This is a genomic window from Pseudaquabacterium pictum, from assembly GCF_005403045.1.
In the GTDB taxonomy this organism is placed as follows: Bacteria; Pseudomonadota; Gammaproteobacteria; order Burkholderiales; family Burkholderiaceae_C; genus Pseudaquabacterium; species Pseudaquabacterium pictum.
Genome location: NZ_BJCL01000002.1, coordinates 147,949 through 167,419, shown reverse-complemented (window position 1 = coordinate 167,419; position 19,471 = coordinate 147,949). Strand labels below are relative to the sequence as shown.

Here is a 19,471-nt window from a genome sequence, read left to right as displayed (position 1 = left end):
TGCCGAGTCCGTTCAGTCCGACAGGCCGCTGGCCTGCCGGGCGCGCCAGGCGGTGCACAGCCGCACCGCCTCCAGCGTGCGGGCCAGTGCGCCGCGGCCACCGGGCACGCGGGCCATCGCCGGCGCAAAGCCGGCCTCGATGCGGCGGGCCTCGTCGCTGCTGCAGGCGCCGTTGAACAGGCCGGGCAGGCGCGGCAGCTCCTCGCCGCCCAGCCGTGCCGCCAGGCCGGCCTGCTCCCGCAGCACGAAGGCCAGCACCTCGCCACGCTGGGCCGGGTCGGCCGCCTGCGCCCGCAGCAGTGGCCACAGGCTGTCGCGCAGGTCGATCTGCGGCTGCAGCAGCACGGCGCGGGCCTGGGCCGGCAACCCCGGCTGGCGGAACTGGCCCAGCGCGGTCAGCAGGTCGCCGCGCTCTGTGCGCACCGTGCTGGACTGCAGCACCCCCAGCAGTTGCTGGAACAGCACCGGCCCGCCACCGGGGCCAGTGGCATGGGCGGCGGCTGTCAGCACCGGCACGCGCAGGTCGGCCGGCAGGCTGGCACGGTCGGCCTGCCAGGCCCGGGCCAGCTGCAGCGCCTGCTGGCGCAGGCCGGCATCGTCGCCACGCACCGCCACCGCCGGCAGCAGGGCGGCGCGCAGCAGGCGGTCGTCGTCGCTGTCGGTCGGCAGGTGCTGCCAGCCCAGGGCGCGGGCTCGCGCGCCGAAGGCGGCCTGCCAGACCGCCGCCAGCGCCGCCTGTTCGCCCGGCGCAGCCAGCGGCTCCAGGTGCCGCAGCAGTGCCATCGCCGCCTGCACCACCTCGCCCGACGGGTGCACCGCAGCCGCCCGCACCAGGGCCAGCGCCTGGCGGCTGTCGACATCGCCGCTGGCATGCAGGCCGGTGGCGTCGTCCAGCAGGGCCAGCCATTCGCCGACCGACAGCCCCGGGGCGGCGGCCAGGCGGGCCAAGCCGTCGCCGGCGTACGCGGCGCGCCAGTAGCCGGCACCGCCGGCGTTGGCCTGCACCCAGGCGGGGCAGTCCGCATCCGGCAGCGGCAACGTGGCCTCGGCCTCGGTCATCAGCAGCCGGGTGCTGCCGGCTGGCGTGCGCACCTGCAGCGGCAGCTGCCAGCGCTGCGCCGACAGGCTGGGCGAACCCAGCGGCAGCAGGCGCGACTGGGCCAGCTGCAGCCGCGGCGGCCCGTCGCTGCACAGCAGCGTGACGGCCAGCCGCGGGATGCCGCCCTGGCGGGTGAAGCTGCGCACCGCGGCGGGCAGCGCCGGATCGGCCTCGCCCAGCGCATTGAAGAAATCGGCGCTGGTGGCGCTGCCCCAGGCGTGGCGGCCGATGTAGCGGCGCACGCCGGTCTGGAAGGCTTCCGGGCCCAGCCAGGCCTCGAACATCGCCAGCACCGTCTGGCCCTTCTCGTAGGTGATGGCATCCCAGAGGTTGCCCATGTCCTCGTCCTGCAGCACCGGCTGCTCGATGCGGCGGGCGGTGGCCAGTCGGTCGGCACGCATGGCGGCGGCGCGGGCGCGCTGCACGCTGGTGTGCCAGCCCCAGGCCGGCTGCACCTGGTCGGTGATCTTGTCGCCCAGCCAGGAGGCGAAGCTCTCGTTGAGCCAGAGGTCGTCCCACCAGGCCAGGGTGACCAGGTTGCCGAACCACTGGTGGGCCAGCTCGTGCGCGGCGACGGACACGTACTCGCGCTCGAACTGCGGCGTGCGCTCGGCCGGGCTGGCCAGCAGCAGGGTGGAGGCATAGGTCACCAGGCCGGCGTGCTCCATGGCGCCGAAGGTGGTGGTCAGCGGCAGGGCCAGGCTGTCGAGCTTGGCATAGGGGTGGGGCATGTCGAACCAGGCCTCCAGCGCGGCCAGGATGCGGCTGGTGATGCCGGCTGCGAGGTCGGCATCGGCGGCGCGGCCGGTGGGCACGATGAAGCGCATGGGCACGCCGGCATCGCGGCCGGCGGTGCCGGCGTCGCGCACGTCGAAGCGGCCCACGCCGAAGGCCAGCAGGTAGCTGGGCATCGGCGGCGTGGGCTGGAACGTCACCCGCTTGTGGCCGGGCCGGGCCGCTTCTTCGCTGGCCACCGGCATGTTGGCCACGGCCACCAACGCCTGCGGCACGGTCAGCGACAGCGTCCACGGCACCTTCCAGCCGGGCTCGTCGAACAGCGGGAAGGCGCGGCGCGCGCCGTCGGCCTGGAACTGGGTGAACACCGCCCAGTGGCCGGCCTCCTGCTGGCGGAACAGGCCGAAGACATCGTGCTCGGCCACCGTGCCGCTGAAGGCGATGGTCAGCAGCGCCGGGCCGGCCGGCAGGGGCTGGCCGAAGTGCAGATCGACGCGCTCGGCATCCACCGGCGTGGCCTTGCCGCGCCAGCGGCGGGCGCCGGTCTCCAGCCACACCTCGCGCAGCTGCAGGCCACGGGCATGCAGGCGGATGGCGCCACGCGCCGGCACCGGCTGCTGCAGCTGCAGGCGGATGGCCACCTCGCCCTGGTGGCGCGGCTGGTCGGGGTCGACCTGCAGGTGCAGCTGGTAGTCCTGCGGCACCACGCTGGTGGGCAGGCGCATCGGCACCGTGGCGGCCGGTGCCGGCCGGGCGCCCCAGGTTGGCGGCAGGGCCGACACGCCCAGCAGGCCGGCCAGCCACAGCAGGCACAGGCGGTGAAGGGCGCGGGCCGGCTTGGGGGCGGGGGTGGCGAACAGCGGCATCGGCGGCCGACTCTACACTCGCCCGCATGTCCGACCAGCCCTTGCCCGCGTCCCTCGGCACCGATGTGCCGGTGCCCGAGGTCGCTGCCCGCCGCGCCGCCGATCTGCGCGCCCAGCTGCACCACCACGCCCACCGCTACTACGTGCTGGACGACCCCGCGCTGCCCGACGCTGCCTACGACGCGCTGTTCCAGGAACTGCAGGCGCTGGAGGCGGCGCACCCGGCGCTGCGCACGCCCGATTCACCCACCCAGCGCGTCATCGGCCAGGTTCTGGACGGCTTTGCGCCGGTGCGCCATGCGGTGCCGATGCTGAGCATCCGCACCGAGACCGACACCGAGCCCAGCGGCGCCGTGGCCTTCGACGCCCGCGTGCGCCGCGAACTGGAGCTGCCCGAGGACGCGCCGCCGGTGGCCTATGCGGCCGAGCTGAAGTTCGACGGGCTGGCGCTCAACCTGCGCTACGAGCATGGCGTGCTGGTGCAGGCCGCCACCCGCGGCGACGGTGAGACCGGCGAGGACGTGACCCAGAACATCCGCACCGTCGGCCAGATCCCGCTGAAGCTGCAGGGCGCCGCACCGCCGCTGCTGGAGGTGCGCGGCGAGGTCTACATGCGCCGCGATGCCTTCGAGCGCCTGAACGAGCGCCAGCGTGAACAGGGTGCCAAGAGCTTCGTCAACCCGCGCAATGCCGCCGCCGGCGCGGTGCGCCAGCTCGACCCGGCGATCGCCGCGCAGCGGCCGCTGAGCTTCTTCGCCTACGGCCTGGGCGCGGTGGACGGCTGGGACGAGCCGCCCACCCACAGCGCGCTGCTCGATGCCATCGCCGGCTTCGGCCTGCCGGTGTGCGCCGACCGCACGGTGGCCGCCGGCGCCGACGGCCTGGTGGCCTTCCACCAGGCCATGGGTGCCAAGCGCGATGCGCTGCCCTTCGACATCGACGGCGTGGTCTACAAGGTCAACGACCGCGCGCTGCAGCAGCGGCTGGGCTTCGTCACCCGCGAGCCGCGCTGGGCGGTGGCCCACAAGTACCCGGCGCAGGAGCAGATGACCACGCTCAACGCCATCGACATCCAGGTGGGCCGCACCGGCAAGCTGACGCCGGTGGCCAAGCTGGCGCCGGTGTTCGTGGGCGGCACCACGGTCAGCAATGCCACGCTGCACAACCTGTTCGAGCTGCGCCGCAAGGGCGTGCGGGTGGGCGACACGGTGATCGTGCGGCGCGCCGGCGACGTGATTCCCGAGGTGGTGGGCCGCGTGCCGGGGGAACGCCTGGCCTACGTGCCCAACTTCCGCATGCCGCGGCAATGCCCGGTCTGCGGCAGCGCGGTCAAGCGTGAACGCGGCGGCATGGACCACCGCTGCTCCGGCGGTCTGTTCTGCCCGGCCCAGCGCAAGCAGGCCATCCTGCACTTCGCCGGCCGGCGCGCGATGGACGTGGAGGGCCTGGGCGACAAGCTGGTCGACCAGCTGGTCGACAGCGGCCTGATCCGCACCCTGCCCGAGCTGTACACCCTGGGCGTGGCCAAGCTCAGCGCGCTGGAGCGCATGGGCGAGAAGAGCGCCGCCAACCTGGTGGCCGGGCTGGCCAAGAGCCGGCAGGCCACGCTGCCGCGCTTCCTCTACGCGCTGGGCATCCGCCAGGTGGGCGAGACCACCGCCAAGGACCTGGCCCGCCACTTCGGCAGCCTGGACCGCATCATGGACGCCAGCACCGAGCAGCTGCTGCAGGTGAAGGACGTCGGCCCGATCGTGGCCGCAGCCATCCGCACCTTCTTCGACCAGCCGCACAACCGCGAGGTGGTGGAGCAGCTGCGCGCCGCCGGCATCGCCTGGCCGGAAGGCGAGGGCGCCATCGACAGCGCCGCGCCGCAGCCGCTGGCCGGCCAGACCTTCGTGCTGACCGGCACCCTGCCCACGCTGAGCCGGGATGACGCCAAGGCGCTGATCGAGGCCGCCGGCGGCAAGGTGGCCGGCTCGGTGTCGAAGAAGACCCACCATGTGGTGGCCGGCGCCGAGGCCGGCAGCAAGCTGGACAAGGCGCGCGAGCTGGGCCTGTCGATCCTGGACGAAGCCGGCCTGCGCTCCCTGCTGGAGGGGAGCACCCCGGCTGGTTGACTGCCCCTGCAAGGCCTAGACTGCGCCGAAAGGAGACCGGACCATGGCCACAGGCAGGGAACCGTTTCGCATCTTCATCAGCCACAAGCACGACGACCACGATGCGGCCGACAAGATCGCCGGCGCGCTGCGGCTGCTGGACGACCAGATCAAGACCTTCGTCTCTGGCACCAACCTGGTCGCCGGCTCCGACTGGAATGCCGAGATCCGCACCCAGCTGATGGAGAGCCATCTGCTGCTGCTGCTGTTCACCGAGCCATCGAAGAACTGGGACTGGTGCCTGTACGAGGCCGGGCTGTTCACCAGCCTGGGCGATGAGCATTCGGTGGTCTGCCTCTACGCTGCGGGCGGCGCCTCGCCGCGGCCCTTGAAGACGCTGCAGGGCGTGCCGATCGAGCATGCCAAGCTGGTCAGCTTCCTCGATTCGCTGTGCACCGAGACCTGGCGGGTGGCGCGCAAGTGGCGCTTCGGCGCCATCGGCGCCAGCGTGGCCCAGCACAAGCTGGAGCAGGCGGCGCAGATCATCGGCGAGCACTTCCCCCGGCCCCGCACCGAGGCGGCGCCGGAGCGCCAGCTCACCCATTTCCCCTGCCACCGCGTGGTCCTGGACCTGCACGGCCTGGACTGCGCGCACGACCGCATCCCCGAGGACGCGCTGGTGGTCGAGGGCGAGGGTGCGACCTCGACCTTCACCATGTCGCTGTTCAACCTGACCCGCGGCATGCGCCGCCGCACCTGGAAGGACCTGGTGCAGGCCACCCATGACCCGGACGGCCTGTGGCTGGCCCACCTCAACCAGCGTTATGCAGCCGCCATTCGCGAAGAACTGTTCTCGCCCGCGCTCATCACCCCGATGCCGCTGACCGATGCCTACACCGGCCAGCGCCGCCGCAGCTACCGGCCGGTGCTCTACGAGATCCAGCGCGCGCCGGCCGACGACCCGATGGCCACCGGCCCGATGTCGCTGCGGCCGCTTCAGCTGACGCTGGTGCTGGACCCGGTGGCCGAGCACACCTAGGCGACCGGCGCGGCCTGGAAGGCGCCGCGGAACTGCACCGGCGTCATGGCGCTGTGCTTCTTGAAGGCGCGGGTGAAGTGCGCCTGGTCGGCAAAGCCGCAGTGGTAGCCGATGGCCGCCACCGGTTGCCGCGTGGCCGCCAGCAGCCGGGCCGATGCCGCCAGCCGCACGTCCATCAGCAGGTGCGAGAAGCACCGCCCCTGCCGCGCCAGCTGGCGCTGTAGCGTGCGCGGGCTGCTGCCCAGCGCGGCAGCCAGCGCAGGCACCGACCAGCTGCGGCCGGGGTCGGCGGCCAGCACGCCGGTGGCCGTGCCGGCCCAGTCGCCGGCGGGCGGGCAGGGCGTTGATGCGCCGGGCGGCGCGGGTTGCCAGCGCCACTGCCAGTGCCCGGGAGCCAGGCCGGTTTGGCCGGCGGGCGCGGTCGGCGGCACCTGAAAGCGACCTGTCTGCCAGCGACCGGCCTGCCAGCGCCAGGCCTCCGGCGTGTCCGCGGTGGCGGTGAGCCCCTGGGTGCCGATGAGGCGTGCCAGCGCCACCAGCAGGCCCAGCACCAGCAGGTGCTCGGCCGGCGTGGGTGGCGCCTGGGCGTCCAGCGACACATGCTGCAGCTGCAGGCGGCCCGGCCCGTCGGCCTGCACCAGCAGCCGGTGGCGGGCGTGCACGAAGCGCTCCAGCCGCTGCCAGCGGGCCAGCAGGTCGGGCGGGCTGGTGGCCAGGGCCAGGGCCACCAGGGCCGGCTCGTCGGGCGCATCGGCGATGGCCTCGCCGATGCGCAGCAGCACCAGCGGGCCATGGTCGGCCAGCAGGCTGTCGAGCAGGCGGCGCTTGTGCGCCAGCGGCACGTGGGCGCTGCGCCCGGGCATGATGGCGGGCGTGATGGCGGGCGGCGGTGCCAGGCCCTGGCGGTGCAGGCCCAGCCGGATCAACCGCAGCATCGCGGCCGAGGCGAAATCGTCCATGCTCAGGATGCTGCCACCGGCACGCGGGCCGTGGGCAGCCGGGTGATGCGGTGGCCGCTGGCCGCGCGCACCGCATTGGCCACCGCCGCGCCGGCGGCGGTGATCACCGTTTCGCCGGCACCACCGGGCGCCTCGCCATGGTCGACCAGCACCACCTCCATTGGCGGCAGGTCGCCGATGGCCGGCAGCGGCGCCTGCGCAAAGCTGGTGGCATCCACGGCGCCGCCGGCCACCGGCAGCTGGTCGGTCAGCACCATGCCCAGGCCCCACACCAGGTTGCCCTCGCACTGCGCCCGCACCTGGTCGGGGTGCACCACCCGGCCGCAGTCGTGGGCGCACCACAGGCGGGTGACGCGGATGGCGCCGCTGGCGGCGTCCACCACCACATCGGCCACCACGGCGCACCAGCTGCTGCCCTTGTAGATGCCGGCCGCCAGGCCGCGCCCGCTGCGCTGCCCTGGCGCAGCAGCGGCTGCCGGGCGGCCCCAGCCGGCAGCCTGGGCCACCCGCTGCAGCACCCGCGCCAGCCGCGCCTGCGCCGGGTCGACGCCATCCAGGTGCTGCAGGCGGAAGGCCAGCGGGTCGGCGCCGGCGGCGCGGGCGGCCTCGTCGATGGCGCTCTCGACGGCGAAGCCGTTGGGCCCCGCGCCCAGGCCGCGCCAGGGGCCGGTGAAGACCGGCAGCCGCACCAGGTCGAACTCGGTGCAGGCGGCCGGCATCCGGTAGGGCAGGGCGGCGCCGCGGGCCACGCCGTCGTCGCCGATCAGATCGGTGGCCCGCTGCAGCCAGGGCGGCACCGCCGCGTTGGTGAACAGGATGTGGCTGCCGGCGAACGCATGCCACCACTGCTGCAGCCGGCCGCCCTGCAGCCGCAGGCGGATGCGGTGGCTGCTGGGCGGGCGGTGGAAGCCGAGCTGCAGCTCCTGCGCGCGGGTCCACTGCACCTTCACCGGCGCGCCCACGGCACGGGCCAGCACGGCGGCTTCCAGCTCCACGGTGCACAGCGTCTTGCCGCCGAAGGCACCGCCCACCCGCTGGCCGTGCACCGTCACCTGGCTGTCGGCCAGGCCCAGGCGGCGGCAGACCACGTCGCGCTGGTAGAACACGTCCTGGCTGCCCACCCACAGGTGCAGGTGGCCATCGGCGGCCGGCTCGGCCACCGCCGCGCGGGGCTGGATGGCGCCATGCGCCGCCAGCGGGATGTCGATGCGCAGGTCCACGTCCCAGCGGTCGCCGGGCGCCAGCGCGTCGCGGCGCACCGCATGCTGCCGCCGGCCGCCGCCGGCCAGGCGGGCGTCGATGTCCAGTGCCTGGTCGAGGTCGGCCTGCTCGAACGCCGGGCCGTCCACGGCCCACTGCGCTGCCAGCGCCGTGGCGATGCGGTCCAGCGCGCCGGGTGTGCGTGCCACGATGCCGATGCCCTCGGCCTGGCCCAGCTGCAGCGCGGCGTGCCGCACCACGGCCACGCAGCCGGGCACGGCGCGGGCGGCGGCCTCGTCCACCTGGCGCAGCCGGCTGGGCCGCTCGGGCGAGGCGGGCGCGCGCAGCACCCGGCCGAACAGCTGCCCTGGCCGGCGCACATCGGCCACGAACAGCGCCTGGCCCTGCACGATGGCTGGGCCCTCCGCCAGCGGCAGCCCCTGCCCGACCCAGCGTGCACCGGGCTGGAAGGCCCGCAGTGCCGCCGCCGGCTGCGGCGCGGCCGCCACCGCCGTGCGTGCCTGGCCGCTGGCCAGGGCCTCGCGCAGGCTGGCGCAGGCCTGGGCCAGCGGCAGCGCGAAGTCCTTGATCGAATCACTGCCGACGGTCGCGCGCACGCGGGCGATGTCATCGGTGCTGGGCTGGCGCACGGTCAACTGTGCGGGTGCGATGCCCAGTTCCTCACAGGCGATGGCCGCCAGCGCGGTGCCGATGCCCTGGCCCATCTCCACCCGCGGCAGCAGCAGCGTGAAGCGGCCATCGGCATGCCGCACCCAGCTGCGCGCGGCGTCCACATCGGGCGCGGGGCGCTTGGGAATCACCGGCAGCGTGCAGCCGGGCAGGGCGCCGGTGCCGAGGGCCGCGCCGGCCACCACCAGGAAGCCGCGCCGCTTCATGCGCCGGCCCCGGGCGGCAGGCCGGCGGCGCGGCGCACCGCGCGCCGCACCCGCTGCTGGGTGCCGCAGCGGCACAGGTGGCCGGCCAGCGCGGCGTCGATGTCGGCATCGGCCGGCTGCGGCAGGCGGCGCAGCAGCGCCACCACGCTGACGATCTGCCCGGCCTGGCAGTAGCCGCATTGCGGCACCGCCTCGTCCAGCCAGGCCTGCTGCACCGGATGCAGGCGGCCACCTTCCGCCAGGCCTTCGACGGTGGTGATGGCGCGGCCGGCCAGGCTGTCGGCCGGCAACAGGCAGCTGCGCTGCGGTGTGCCGTCGACCAGCACGGTGCAGGCGCCGCACTGGCCCGCGCCGCAGCCGAACTTGGCGCCGACCAGGCCCAGCGGCTCGCGCAGCACGTCGAGCAGGCGCTCGGCCTGCCAGTCAGAAGGGATCTCGCGGGGCTGGCCGTTGACCAGCAGGTGCAGGGTGGGCATGGTCGGGTGCAGGGGCAGTGGCGATGCGACCGCAGTCTGCGCAACCGCGTGGCCGCTGTCTTGAACCTGCGCGCCACGGCCCTGGCACCCGGCTGGCCGCTGTCAGACCTTCCAGGCCCCTTCATGCACCGCGGCCGCCTCGTCGGCCAGCACGGGGCCGATGCAGGTGATGGCGATCGGCGCGGCCGCGAACACATCGCGGCAGGACAGCTCGGCATCACGCTGGTCCAGCCGCTCGCCGCGGTAGTGGCGCAGCCGCACCGCGTCGATGCCGTAGACCACCCGGCCGATGCCGGCCCAGAAGATGGCGCCGGCGCACATCACGCAGGGCTCGGCCGACGAGTACAGCGTGGCCCGGGCCAGCGCCTCGCGGCCATGCTGCGGCGAGGCCAGCCGCACCGCGGTGGTCTCGGCATGGCCGGTGCAGTCGCCGGTCTCGGTGGTGTTGCACCAGGCCTCGGCCAGCACCGCGCCGTCGCCGGCGACGATCACCGCACCGAACGGCCGGTTGCCGCGGCTGCGGCCATGGGCCGACAGGGCAATGGCGCGGCGCAGGTGTCCGGTGTCGACGTCGCCCAGCACCGGTTCGGCCTGCGCGCTCATGCCTTGACCTCGCGCTCGGCACGGGCCGGCAGGAAGCTGCGGTTGAACAGCGTGGCCGCCGCCGGCCGCGCCTTCAGGCCGAAGGCCTCGACCACCTGGTCCACCTGCAGGTCGACCAGCAGCTGGCGGGTGTCGCCCAGGCCATGGCCGCGGGTGTCGGGCGCGGCCACGTACTGCGCGGTGATGCGCCAGCGCTCGGCCTCCACCTTCTCGTCGAGCAGCGGCTCGCGCGCCTTCACCGCGGCGATGGCCGTTGCCGGGTTGGCCAGCGTCTCGGCGATGGCGCGGTTGGTGGCGCGCAGGAAGCCGGCCACCGCCCGGGGCTTGTCGACGATCAGCCGCTGGCTGGCCAGCACCGCATTGCCGTACAGGTCGACCCCGGCGCTGGTGTAGGGCAGCACCGCCAGCTCGCTGGGGTTGATGCGCTGGAACAGCGAGACCGCGCTGTCGTGGAAATAGGTGGCGCCGTCGACATCGCCACGCACGATGACGTTGTCGCGCTGGCTGAAGTCGGTGGTCACCCAGGTGAAGGGCTCGGCCCCCATGTTCAGCCGCTTGGCCACCAGCGGGAAGGCGCGGCGGGTGCTCTCCACCGCCGCCGCGGCGATGCGCTTGCCCTGCAAGCTGCGGAAGTCGGTGGTCACGCCGCGGTCCTTGCGGCCGACGATGACGAAGGGCGCGCGGTTGTAGTACTGGTAGACCGCGCTCAGGTAGGGCGCGCCCGGGTTGGCGGCGTTGAACTCGATCAGCGCGCTGATGTCGCCCAGGCTCATGTCGTAGGCGCCGCTGGCCACGCGGGTGATCGAGGCCACCGAGCCGCTGCCCACGTCGATGGCCACGTCCAGGCCCTCGTCGCGGTAGTAGCCCTTGGCCTGGGCCAGGAAGAACGGTGCGGTCTGGCCGGTGACGCGGAAGTCCAGCGAGAAGCGGATCGGCGTCAGCGCGGTGGCGGACTGGGCGCAAAGGGCGGGCGCGGCCAGGGCGGCAGCGGCGGTGCTGCCAAGCTTCAGGAGTACGCGGCGTTGCATGGTGTGGTGGCTCCTTGTGCGTGGAATGGGGTGTGGCCGCTCAGGCGGCGGGTTGGATGGCAATCACCGCGGTCTGGTCGCGGTTGCCGGCATGGATCTCGCGCTCGCCGTGGCGGGCCAGCAGTTCCATCAGCTTCTTGCGGATCAGCATGCCGGGGCGGTCGGAGTCCATCGAGAACTCCACGCCGCGGCGGCGGGTGTCGACCAGGGCGTCGGGGTCGGTGGCTTCGAGGATGTCCTTGTCCTCGCGGGTGATGGCGTCGTCGAAGTCGATCAGCAGCTGCGCCGGGCAGTCGGCCTCGGTGTCGTTGCGGAACAGCCATTGGCACAGCTGCATGCGGCCGTCGTCGATCGGCGTGAAGCAGTTGATGATGATGTGCCGGATGCCCGACGGGTACTCGATGTCCAGCCGGCGCGAGAACGGCAGGAAGAAGGCATTGCGCATGTGCCGGGTGGTCACCGCATCGGCCACGCCGCTGACACGCTGGTAGGCCGCCGGGTTGGCCGCCGGGATCACCGTCTCGGCGTAGAAGCCCTCGGGCGTGTCCACCAGCTCGTACTTGCTGGGCTTGGGCTGGTCGCCCACGCCGAAGGTGGCGCGGTGCACGAAGCTGAAGTGGCTGTTGTCGAAGCTGTTCTCCAGCGCCCGCATCGGGCTGGTGTGCCAGACCTCGTGGAACTGGAAGATGGTGCGCCAACCCGGTGCGCCGTACTCGGGGATGGCCGGGATGTCGGCGATGGGCGCTTCCAGCGCCACCCAGGCATAGCTGTGGCGGGCGGTGCAGTGGTAGGCCGGCGTGCGGTAGTCGGGCGGGATGGCGCGGTCGGCGTCGTACTGCGGGATCTTCACGACGCGGCCGTCACGGTCGTACTGCCAACCGTGGTAGCCGCAGGCCAGGCGGCCGCCGTCGCAGCGGCCCGTGCTGAGCCGGGCGGTGCGGTGGCAGCAGCGGTCGCGCAGCGCGGCGGGCTGGCCGTCGCCATCGAGGAACAGCACGATGTCCTCACCCAGCAGGGTGAAGGGCTGGGGGCCGGCGCGCAGGTGGTCCAGCGGCATCACCGCATGCCAGAAGCGCCGAAAAATCGGTTGTCGGGTGGTCAGCATCGGAAGGTCTCGCGGCTTGAAGGGGTCCATCGCCCCTCAGCCGCGCAGGGCGCACGGCGGTGGGGCACTTCAAGCGCAATTTCCGGCCGGTGCTGGTGCACCGGTGAACGCTTCTACGCTTGGGGCCAACCCCATGCAGAAGCCATGCCAGATTGATCTGGCGCAAGACCGGCGCGGCTCACGGCGCCGTCAGGCGCTGCATCGGACCGCGCAGCTGCTCGCCCAGGCGCTGCACCAGCGCCGGGTCGGCCGCTGGTGAGGCGGCCAGGATGATGGTGACCGCCGGCAGTTCGGCCAAGCCCTGGGCCGGCGTCAGCACCACCGCATCCTGCGGCACGCAGCTCTCGGCCACCACCGACGCCGCGAAGCCGGCCCGCACGGCGGCCTGGATCGCCGGCATGCTGCGGCTGGTGCAGACGATGCGGTGTTCACGCCGGTGCTGGCGCAGCTGGGCGGTGGCCCATTTGCGGAAGATGCAGCCCTCGGGGAACAGCGCCAGCGGCAGGCAGTCGGCCGCCTGCGGGTCGAAGTGGGGCGAGGCGGTCCACACCACCCGCTCGGTGCGCAGCACCTGCCCTTCCTGGGTGTCGGTCTCGGCCGACAGGATGGCCAGGTCGAGCAGGCCATCAGCCAGCAGCGGCCGCAGCTCGGCGCTGGGCGCGCACTGCACCTCGATGTGGGCGCGGGGTGCCAGCCGCGCCAGCGCCGCCAGCAGCGGCGACATCAGCGCCGGGATGTAGTCGTCGGGCAGGCCCACCCGCAGGTTGCCGCCGAACGACGGCGCCTGGAAGTGCGCCAGCGCCTCGCCATGCAGCGCCAGCATGCGCCGGGCATGGCGCACCAGCTCGTTGCCGTCGGGCGTCAGCACCAGGCGGCGGCCCTGGCGCTGCAGCAGCGGCCGGCCCAGCACGTCGGCCAATTTGCGCAGATGGGTGCTCACCGCCGATGGCGTCTTGTGCACCAGGTGGGCGGCGCCACGGCCGCTGCCGGCATCGGCAAACGCCACCAGGGTGCGCAGCTGGTCCAGGTCGAGCAGCACGGGGTTCCTCTCACCTCACGGTTCACGCTTCGTGAACTCTGGGCTGATGAAGTTGCCATTTTCAGCGCGGATGCACCGGCCTACAGTGGGTTGTCTCCACTTTGTCCAGGGCTTTGCATGCCGCACCTGCAACTGCGCAAGCTGGTCATCCAGCTCGAGGAAGTCCACACCGAGGCCGGCCGGCCGGTCAGCCCGCCGTCGCGCAAGGTGACGGTGGCCGGCGTCATCGCCAACCCCTGCGCCGGCCGCTATGTCGAGGACCTGTCGGTGCTGGTCGACCTGGGCGCCGAGGTGTCGGGCCTGCTGGCCGAACGCGGCGTGGCCGCGCTGGGCGTGGCGCCGGACGATGTCACCGCCTACGGCAAGGGCGCCATCGTCGGCACCAACGGTGAGCTGGAACACGCCGCCGCGCTGATGCACCCGCGCTTCGGCGCGCCGGTGCGCCGGGCGGTCGGCCAAGGCGACGACATCATCCCGTCGACCAAGAAGGTGGGCGCGCCGGGGAGCACCATCGTGATGCCGGTGACCCACAAGAACCGCATCTGGAACTTCGACGACATGGACGCGGCCGAGATCACCGTGCCGGATGCGCCGCGGCCCGACGAGATCCTGGTGGCGGTGGTGCTGGCCATCGGCGGCCGGCCGCTGCACCGCACCAAGCCGGTGGCCTGAATGTTCAAGGCCATCATCCTGCTCAAGCGCCGCGACGGCCTGCCGCTGGCCGAGTTCCAGTCCTGGTGGCTGGAGCGCCATGCGCCGCTGGCCCGCTCGCTGCCCGGCCTGCGCGGCCTCACCTTCAACCTGGTGGCCGGCGATGGCAGCGCGCCGTATGACGGCGTGTCCGAGCTGTGGTTCGACAGCCAGGCCGATTTCGAGGCCGCCTACGCCAGCGACCATGGCCGCGCCGTGGCCGCCGATTCCATGGCCCAGGTCTCGCGGCGCGAGCGCCTCTTCGTCACCGAGCATCCGCAACCCCCCACCGGCGCCTGAGTGCGCCTGCAAGGAGCCTCCGATGAGCGAATCGAACAACGCAGCGCTGCTGGAGCGCGACCACCGCCACCTGGTGCACTCGCTGCACAACGAGGGCGTGCACCTGGCCGGCAATGTCTGGGTGCGCGGCGAGGGCACCGAGCTGATCGATGCCGACGGCCGCCGCTACGTCGACGCGATGTCGGGCCTGTGGAACGTCACGCTGGGCTACGGCCGGCCCGAGCTGGTGGCCGCCGCCACCCGGCAGATGGGCGAGCTGGCCTATGCCTCGGGCTATGCCGGCAGCTCCAACCTGCAGGCGCTGGCGCTGGGCGAACGGCTGGCCGGGCTGGTCTATCCCAACGTCAACCGGTTCTTCTTCACCTCGGGCGGCGGTGAATCGACCGACAGCACCATCAAGACCGCGCGCTACTACTGGAAGGCGATGGGCCGGCCGGGCAAGCACAAGACCATCAGCCTGCTGGGCGGCTACCACGGCGTCACGCTGGCGGCCATGTGCGCCACCGGCATGCCGGCCTACTGGCCGGCCTTCGAGCCGCGCATGACCGGCTTCGTGCACATCCCCAACCACGATGTCTACCGCTACCCGGTGTCGCCGGGCGCCGACCCCGCCAGCGCCGCGGCCGACGAGCTGGAGCGCGCCATCCTGGCCGAAGGGCCGGAGAGCGTGGCCCTGTTCATCGCCGAGCCTGTGATGGGCGGTGGCGCCTACGTGCCGCCGCCGGGCTACTTCCAGCGCATCCGCGCCATCTGCGACAAGTACGACGTGCTGTTCGCCGCCGACGAGGTGATCACCGGCTTCGGCCGCACCGGCCGGCTGTTCGCCCTGGGCCACTGGGGCGTGCAGCCTGACCTGGTGCAGTTCGCCAAAGGTATCACCAGCGGCTATGTGCCGCTGGGCGGCATCGGCCTGTCCGACAAGGTGGCCGCGGTGTTCGACCGCCCGGGCGCCGACACCTGGATGCACTGCTACACCTACAGCGGCCATCCGGTGGCCTGCGCGGTGGCGCTGGCCGCCATCGACGTGGTGCAGTCCGAAGGCCTGCCGGCCCGCGCCGAGGTGCTGGGTTCGCGCATGCTGGCCGGCCTGCGCGCGGCGCTGGGCAGCCATCCGCATGTGGGCGATGTGCGCGGGCTGGGGCTGATCGGCGCGGTGGAACTGGTGGAAGACCGCGCCACCAAGGCCGGCTTCGACCCCGCGCGCAAGATCGGCCCGCAGGTGCTGGCGCAGATGAGGGCGCGCGGCGTGGTCACCCGCGGCCGCGGCGACACCGTCTACCTGGGCCCGGCCCTGGTCAGCAGCGAGGCCACGGTCGACCGCATCGTGCGCACCGTGGCCGAGGCGGTGCACGCGGTGCTGCCGGCCTGAACCGCGGCCGCGGGGCGGGCCGCGCCGTGTGCCTATCATCGGCACACCGATCTGCAAACAAGGAGACCCGCATGACCCCCCGCACCTCCCTGCGCAACCCCGCCGCCAGCCTGTGTCTGGCCGCCGCTGCCTTGCTGCCGCTGGCCTCCGCCCAGGCCGCCTGCATGACCGACGAGCAGGTGGGCGCGCTCTACGCCGCCTACCAAGCCCGCACGCCCGCCGCCAACCCCGAGGGCCTGAGCACCGCCGACGGCGAGTGCAGCCGCGCCAAGTTCCAGGCCCTGCTCGTCAAGCAGCTGGGTGCGCCGGTGGGCTACAAGGCCGGCCTCACCAACCCGGCGGTGCAGAAGCGCTTCAATGCCGACGCGCCGGTGTGGGGCACGCTGCACAAGGCCATGCTGCTGCCGGCCGACAGCACGGTGGAGGCCGGCTTCGGCGCCCGTGCGCTGTACGAGGCCGACCTGCTGGTGCGCGTCAGCAGCGCCGCCATCAACCAGGCCACCACGCCGCTGCAGGTGCTGGCCGCCATCGACCAGGTGATCCCGTTCATCGAGCTGCCCGACCTGGTGGTGCAGGCGCCGCCCAAGCTCAACGGCGCGGCGATCGCCGCCATCAATGTCGGCGCCCGCCTGGGCGTGGTGGGCACGCCGGTGCCGGTGGAGGCCACGCCGGCCTTCAGCGACCGGCTGCGCGACATGGAGGTGCTGCTGATGGCCGACGGCGCCGAGGTCGACCGCGGCAAGGGCAGCGACGTGCTGGAACACCCGCTGAACGCGGTGGTTTGGCTGGCCAAGGACCTGGCGAAGCAGGGGCTGGCGCTGAAGCCGGGCGACCTGGTCAGCCTGGGCTCGTTCTCCAAGCTGATGCCGCCCAAGCCGGGCATGGCGGTGCAGGTGATCTACCAGGGCCTGCCCGGCACGCCGATGGTGGCTGCGCAGTTCAAGTGAGCCGAACCGGAGACCCTGGCCATGGCCGTGCGTGAGATCCTGAAGATGGGCGATGCCCGCCTGCTGCGCGTGGCGCAGCCGGTGCTGAACTTCGGCGGGCCCGACCTGCTGGCCCTGGTGGCCGACATGAAGGACACCATGCTGGCGGCCAACGGCGCCGGCCTGGCCGCGCCGCAGATCGGCGTCGACCTGCAACTGGTGATCTTCGGCTTCGAGCGCAACCAGCGCTACCCCGATGCCGAGCCGGTGCCCTACACCGTGCTGTGCAACCCGCGCATCGAGCCGCTGGGGCCGCAGGAAGAGGAAGACTGGGAGGGCTGCCTGTCGGTGCCCGGCCTGCGCGGCAAGGTGCCGCGCCATGCCCGCATCCGTTACACCGGCGTGGGCCCCGACGGCCGCCTGATCGACCGCGAGGCCACCGGCTTCCATGCCCGGGTGGTGCAGCATGAGTGCGACCACCTGATCGGCCGGCTCTACCCCACCCGCATGCGCGACCTGACGCAGCTGGGCTTCACCAGCGTGCTGTTCCCCGAGATGGACCCGAACGCCGACGACTGAGACCGCGGCTTTACACAGCGGCAAGGTTCGCCGGTCGGCGCCGGCAGGTGCCCGGGCGTTGTGAAGCAAGGCCGCCCGCTGCCGGGCGGAGGAGCTGCAGATGCCGTCCCGCCGAACCGCCGCAATCCACACTTGGCACGCTGTGCCGCCGGCGTGGCGCGAGGTGCTGCACCGCCTGGTCTGGCCGCTGCTGCTGCTGGGCCTGCTGGCCCCGGCCGCGCGCGCGGGCAGCCTGCCGGGTGAGCTGCCTGGGCTGGTCGGCCGCATCAACGTGCTGGCCGGTGAACTGCAGCTGCAGGACCGCGACAGCGGCCAATGGCAGCGCGCCGACGACGGCAGCGTCAGCAACTGGCCGGTGGCCGGCGGCGACCGCCTGCGCCTGCTGGGCCGCGATGCCCGGGCCGACCTGCGCATCGGCAGCACCACGCTGCGCCTGGCTGGCGATGCCCAGCTGTGGCTGCAGCAGCTCGACGAGCGCGCGGTGCTGCTGCAGCTGCAGGACGGCACCGTGGCCCTGCGCCTGGCCGCCATCGATGGCGATGCCTTCGGCCCGGTGGAGCTGCGCACCCGCGAGGGCCGCTGGCTGCCGCGCCGCCCGGGCCACTACCGCTTCGACCGCGCGCTTGACGCCACCCAGGCCAGCGTGTGGCGGGGCGAACTGCAGTTCGAGGGCTTCGACAGCGCGCTGACCATCCCCGAGCGCCGCCGAGCCGACCTGTGGCTGGACGGCCCTGGCGACAGCCGCCGCAGCGCCACCCGCTATGCCTGGGCCACGGTGGAGCGCGATGCCTTTGCCGACTGGGTGGCGCGCGACGAGCGCCAGGACGACGCCCCCATCACCGCCCGCCATGTGCCGCCCGGCATGACCGGCTGGCAGGACCTGGACCGCCACGGCGACTGGGTCAGCGACAGTGACCAGGGCCCGCTGTGGCTGCCGCGGGCGGTGTCGCCCGGCTGGGCGCCGTACCAGACCGGCCGCTGGACCTGGGTGGCGCCGTGGGGCTGGACCTGGATCGACGCCGCGCCCTGGGGCTTTGCGCCGTTCCACTACGGCAACTGGGTGCGCTTCGACGGCCGCTGGGCCTGGTCGCCCGGCCCGCGCGGCCCGCGGGTGCGCTACGCCCCGGCGCTCAGCGCCTGGATCGGCGGGCCGGCGGTGGGTGTCACCGTCCACATCGGCGGCCACCGCCCGCCGCCGCCGCGGGTGGTGGTGCCGGCGGTGCCGGTGGTGGTGGTGCGGCCCGACCACCACCACCACCGGCCACCGCCGGTGGTGGTGGCGCCGAGGCCGGGCTGGCATGCGGACAGCCCGCCGCCGCGCCGCTGGGACGACCGGCGTGAGGACCGCCGGGATGATCGCCGCGACGACCGCCGCGACGACCGCCACGACAACCGTGGCTGGGACCGCCACGACGATCGCCGTGGCGACCGCGGTTGGGACCACCGCCAAGATGGCCGGCCCGATCCGCGTGGTGAACGCCGCGCTGCGCCGGTGCTGCCGGTCGTCGTGCCGGTGGCGCCGCCGCCGCCGGTGGCGCAGACGCCCGAGATCCCGCGCATGACCGTGCCCCGGCCCATCGGCCGCGCCGCGCCGGTGGCCGAGCCGGTGGCCGCGCTGCCCACACCGCGCGTGCCGCGCGACGACCGCCGTGACGACCGCCGTGAGGGCCGCAACGATGCCCGCCACGAAGCGCGAAACGAGGCGCGAAACGAAGCGCGCGCCGAACCCCGCGACGATGCCCGCCGCGACAACCCGCGCAGCGGCCCCGGCCCCGGCCGCGTCAGCGACCGCGAGCTGGCGCGCTGAGGGCGCCGGTCACTTCAGCCAGCCCTGCATCACCGCCCACACATTGGCCAGCATGCGCGGATGCGCCGCGGCGGCCGGGTGGATGCGGTCGGGCTGGAACAGCGCCTCGGCATTCGGCGCATCGGCCACACCGGCCAGCAGGAAGGGCACCAGGGCCGCACCTTCGGCCTTGGCCACGGTCCCGAACAGCGCGGCGAAATCCTGCCCGTAGCGGGCGCCGTAGTTGGGGGGCAGCTGCATGCCCACCACCATCACCTTGGCGCCGGCGGCCTTGGCGGCACGCACCATGGCCACCAGGTTGTCGCGCGTCATGGTCAGTGGCAGGCCGCGCAGGGCATCGTTGCCGCCCAGTTCCACCACCACATGCGTCGGCTTGTGGGTGGCCAGCAGGGCGGGCAGGCGCGAGCGGCCGCCCGAGGTGGTGTCGCCGCTGATGCTGGCGTTGACCACCTTGGCGGCGATCCTGTCGCGCGCCAGCTGCTGTTCGAGCAGCGCCACCCAGCCGGTTCCACGCGCCAGGCCATACTCGGCCGACAGGCTGTCGCCCACCACCAGCACCGTGGGCACGGCGGCGGCCACCGCCGGCAGCGGCCCTGCCAGCAGGCTGCCCAGCAGCGGCAGGCTACAGTGCAGCAGCGCGGTCCTGCGCAACATCGGCT

17 protein-coding genes are annotated in these 19,471 nt (G+C 73.5%); 8 read left to right on the top strand and 9 right to left on the bottom strand.

Annotated features, from left to right (window positions below):
- Positions 1-12 precede the first annotated feature (12 nt).
- A complete protein-coding gene (locus tag FFT10_RS04810; protein WP_137731649.1) occupies positions 13-2,700 on the bottom strand; it encodes a M1 family metallopeptidase in 2,688 nt (895 codons plus the stop codon).
- Between the two features lie 26 nt (positions 2,701-2,726).
- On the opposite strand from FFT10_RS04810, the gene ligA reads away from it, so the two are divergent.
- A complete protein-coding gene (ligA, locus tag FFT10_RS04805) occupies positions 2,727-4,817 on the top strand; it encodes an NAD-dependent DNA ligase LigA (protein WP_137731648.1) in 2,091 nt (696 codons plus the stop codon).
- Positions 4,818-4,860: 43 nt separating this feature from the next.
- Positions 4,861-5,835 (top strand): toll/interleukin-1 receptor domain-containing protein, encoded by a 975-nt coding sequence (locus FFT10_RS04800; protein ID WP_137731647.1) that lies wholly within the window; start codon positions 4,861-4,863, stop codon positions 5,833-5,835.
- Here the strand turns inward: FFT10_RS04800 and FFT10_RS04795 are convergent.
- The 7 genes from FFT10_RS04795 to FFT10_RS04765 form a co-directional block, all read right to left on the bottom strand.
- The gene (locus FFT10_RS04795) at positions 5,832-6,794 is read right to left on the bottom strand and encodes a helix-turn-helix transcriptional regulator (protein WP_137731646.1); all 963 of its coding nucleotides are present in this window, start codon (positions 6,792-6,794) and stop codon (positions 5,832-5,834) included. The two genes, FFT10_RS04800 and FFT10_RS04795, sit on opposite strands and share 4 nt — an antisense overlap.
- A 2-nt stretch (positions 6,795-6,796) precedes the next feature.
- Positions 6,797-8,890 carry a xanthine dehydrogenase family protein molybdopterin-binding subunit gene (locus tag FFT10_RS04790; protein ID WP_137731645.1) on the bottom strand — a complete coding sequence of 698 codons (2,094 nt, stop codon included), beginning with the start codon at positions 8,888-8,890 and terminating at the stop codon, positions 6,797-6,799.
- Positions 8,887-9,357 (bottom strand): (2Fe-2S)-binding protein, encoded by a 471-nt coding sequence (locus FFT10_RS04785; RefSeq protein WP_228026984.1) that lies wholly within the window; start codon positions 9,355-9,357, stop codon positions 8,887-8,889. The genes FFT10_RS04790 and FFT10_RS04785 overlap by 4 nt, the downstream gene beginning before the upstream one ends.
- 111 nt (positions 9,358-9,468) lie before the next feature.
- Positions 9,469-9,969 carry a nucleoside deaminase gene (locus FFT10_RS04780; RefSeq protein WP_137731643.1) on the bottom strand — a complete coding sequence of 167 codons (501 nt, stop codon included), beginning with the start codon at positions 9,967-9,969 and terminating at the stop codon, positions 9,469-9,471.
- On the bottom strand, positions 9,966-10,997 hold the full coding sequence (locus FFT10_RS04775; RefSeq protein ID WP_137731642.1) for an ABC transporter substrate-binding protein: 1,032 nt from the start codon (positions 10,995-10,997) through the stop codon (positions 9,966-9,968). Before FFT10_RS04775 ends, FFT10_RS04780 begins: the two co-directional genes overlap by 4 nt.
- Positions 10,998-11,037: 40 nt before the next feature.
- Positions 11,038-12,102, bottom strand: coding sequence for an aromatic ring-hydroxylating dioxygenase subunit alpha (locus tag FFT10_RS04770; protein WP_137731641.1), 1,065 nt, complete (start codon positions 12,100-12,102; stop codon positions 11,038-11,040).
- 178 nt (positions 12,103-12,280) lie between these two features.
- Complete coding sequence (locus FFT10_RS04765) at positions 12,281-13,141, bottom strand: LysR substrate-binding domain-containing protein (RefSeq protein WP_137731640.1); 861 nt, start codon at positions 13,139-13,141, stop codon at positions 12,281-12,283.
- A gap of 117 nt (positions 13,142-13,258) precedes the next feature.
- On the opposite strand from FFT10_RS04765, the gene FFT10_RS04760 reads away from it, so the two are divergent.
- From FFT10_RS04760 to FFT10_RS04735, 6 genes are all read left to right on the top strand, one after another.
- Positions 13,259-13,813 carry an amino acid synthesis family protein gene (locus FFT10_RS04760; protein WP_137731639.1) on the top strand — a complete coding sequence of 185 codons (555 nt, stop codon included), beginning with the start codon at positions 13,259-13,261 and terminating at the stop codon, positions 13,811-13,813.
- Positions 13,814-14,131 carry an EthD family reductase gene (locus FFT10_RS04755; RefSeq protein ID WP_137731638.1) on the top strand — a complete coding sequence of 106 codons (318 nt, stop codon included), beginning with the start codon at positions 13,814-13,816 and terminating at the stop codon, positions 14,129-14,131. It begins immediately after the preceding gene.
- Positions 14,132-14,153: 22 nt separating this feature from the next.
- Positions 14,154-15,500 carry an aminotransferase family protein gene (locus FFT10_RS04750; protein WP_137731637.1) on the top strand — a complete coding sequence of 449 codons (1,347 nt, stop codon included), beginning with the start codon at positions 14,154-14,156 and terminating at the stop codon, positions 15,498-15,500.
- A gap of 71 nt (positions 15,501-15,571) precedes the next feature.
- Complete coding sequence (locus FFT10_RS04745) at positions 15,572-16,447, top strand: 2-keto-4-pentenoate hydratase (RefSeq protein WP_137731636.1); 876 nt, start codon at positions 15,572-15,574, stop codon at positions 16,445-16,447.
- Positions 16,448-16,468: 21 nt separating this feature from the next.
- On the top strand, positions 16,469-17,005 hold the full coding sequence (def, locus tag FFT10_RS04740; protein WP_137731635.1) for a peptide deformylase: 537 nt from the start codon (positions 16,469-16,471) through the stop codon (positions 17,003-17,005).
- Between the two features lie 100 nt (positions 17,006-17,105).
- On the top strand, positions 17,106-18,812 hold the full coding sequence (locus tag FFT10_RS04735) for a DUF6600 domain-containing protein (RefSeq protein WP_137731634.1): 1,707 nt from the start codon (positions 17,106-17,108) through the stop codon (positions 18,810-18,812).
- 9 nt (positions 18,813-18,821) lie between these two features.
- Here the strand turns inward: FFT10_RS04735 and FFT10_RS04730 are convergent, their stop codons facing one another.
- A complete protein-coding gene (locus FFT10_RS04730) occupies positions 18,822-19,466 on the bottom strand; it encodes an arylesterase (protein WP_137731633.1) in 645 nt (214 codons plus the stop codon).
- Between the last annotated feature and the right edge of the window lie 5 nt (positions 19,467-19,471).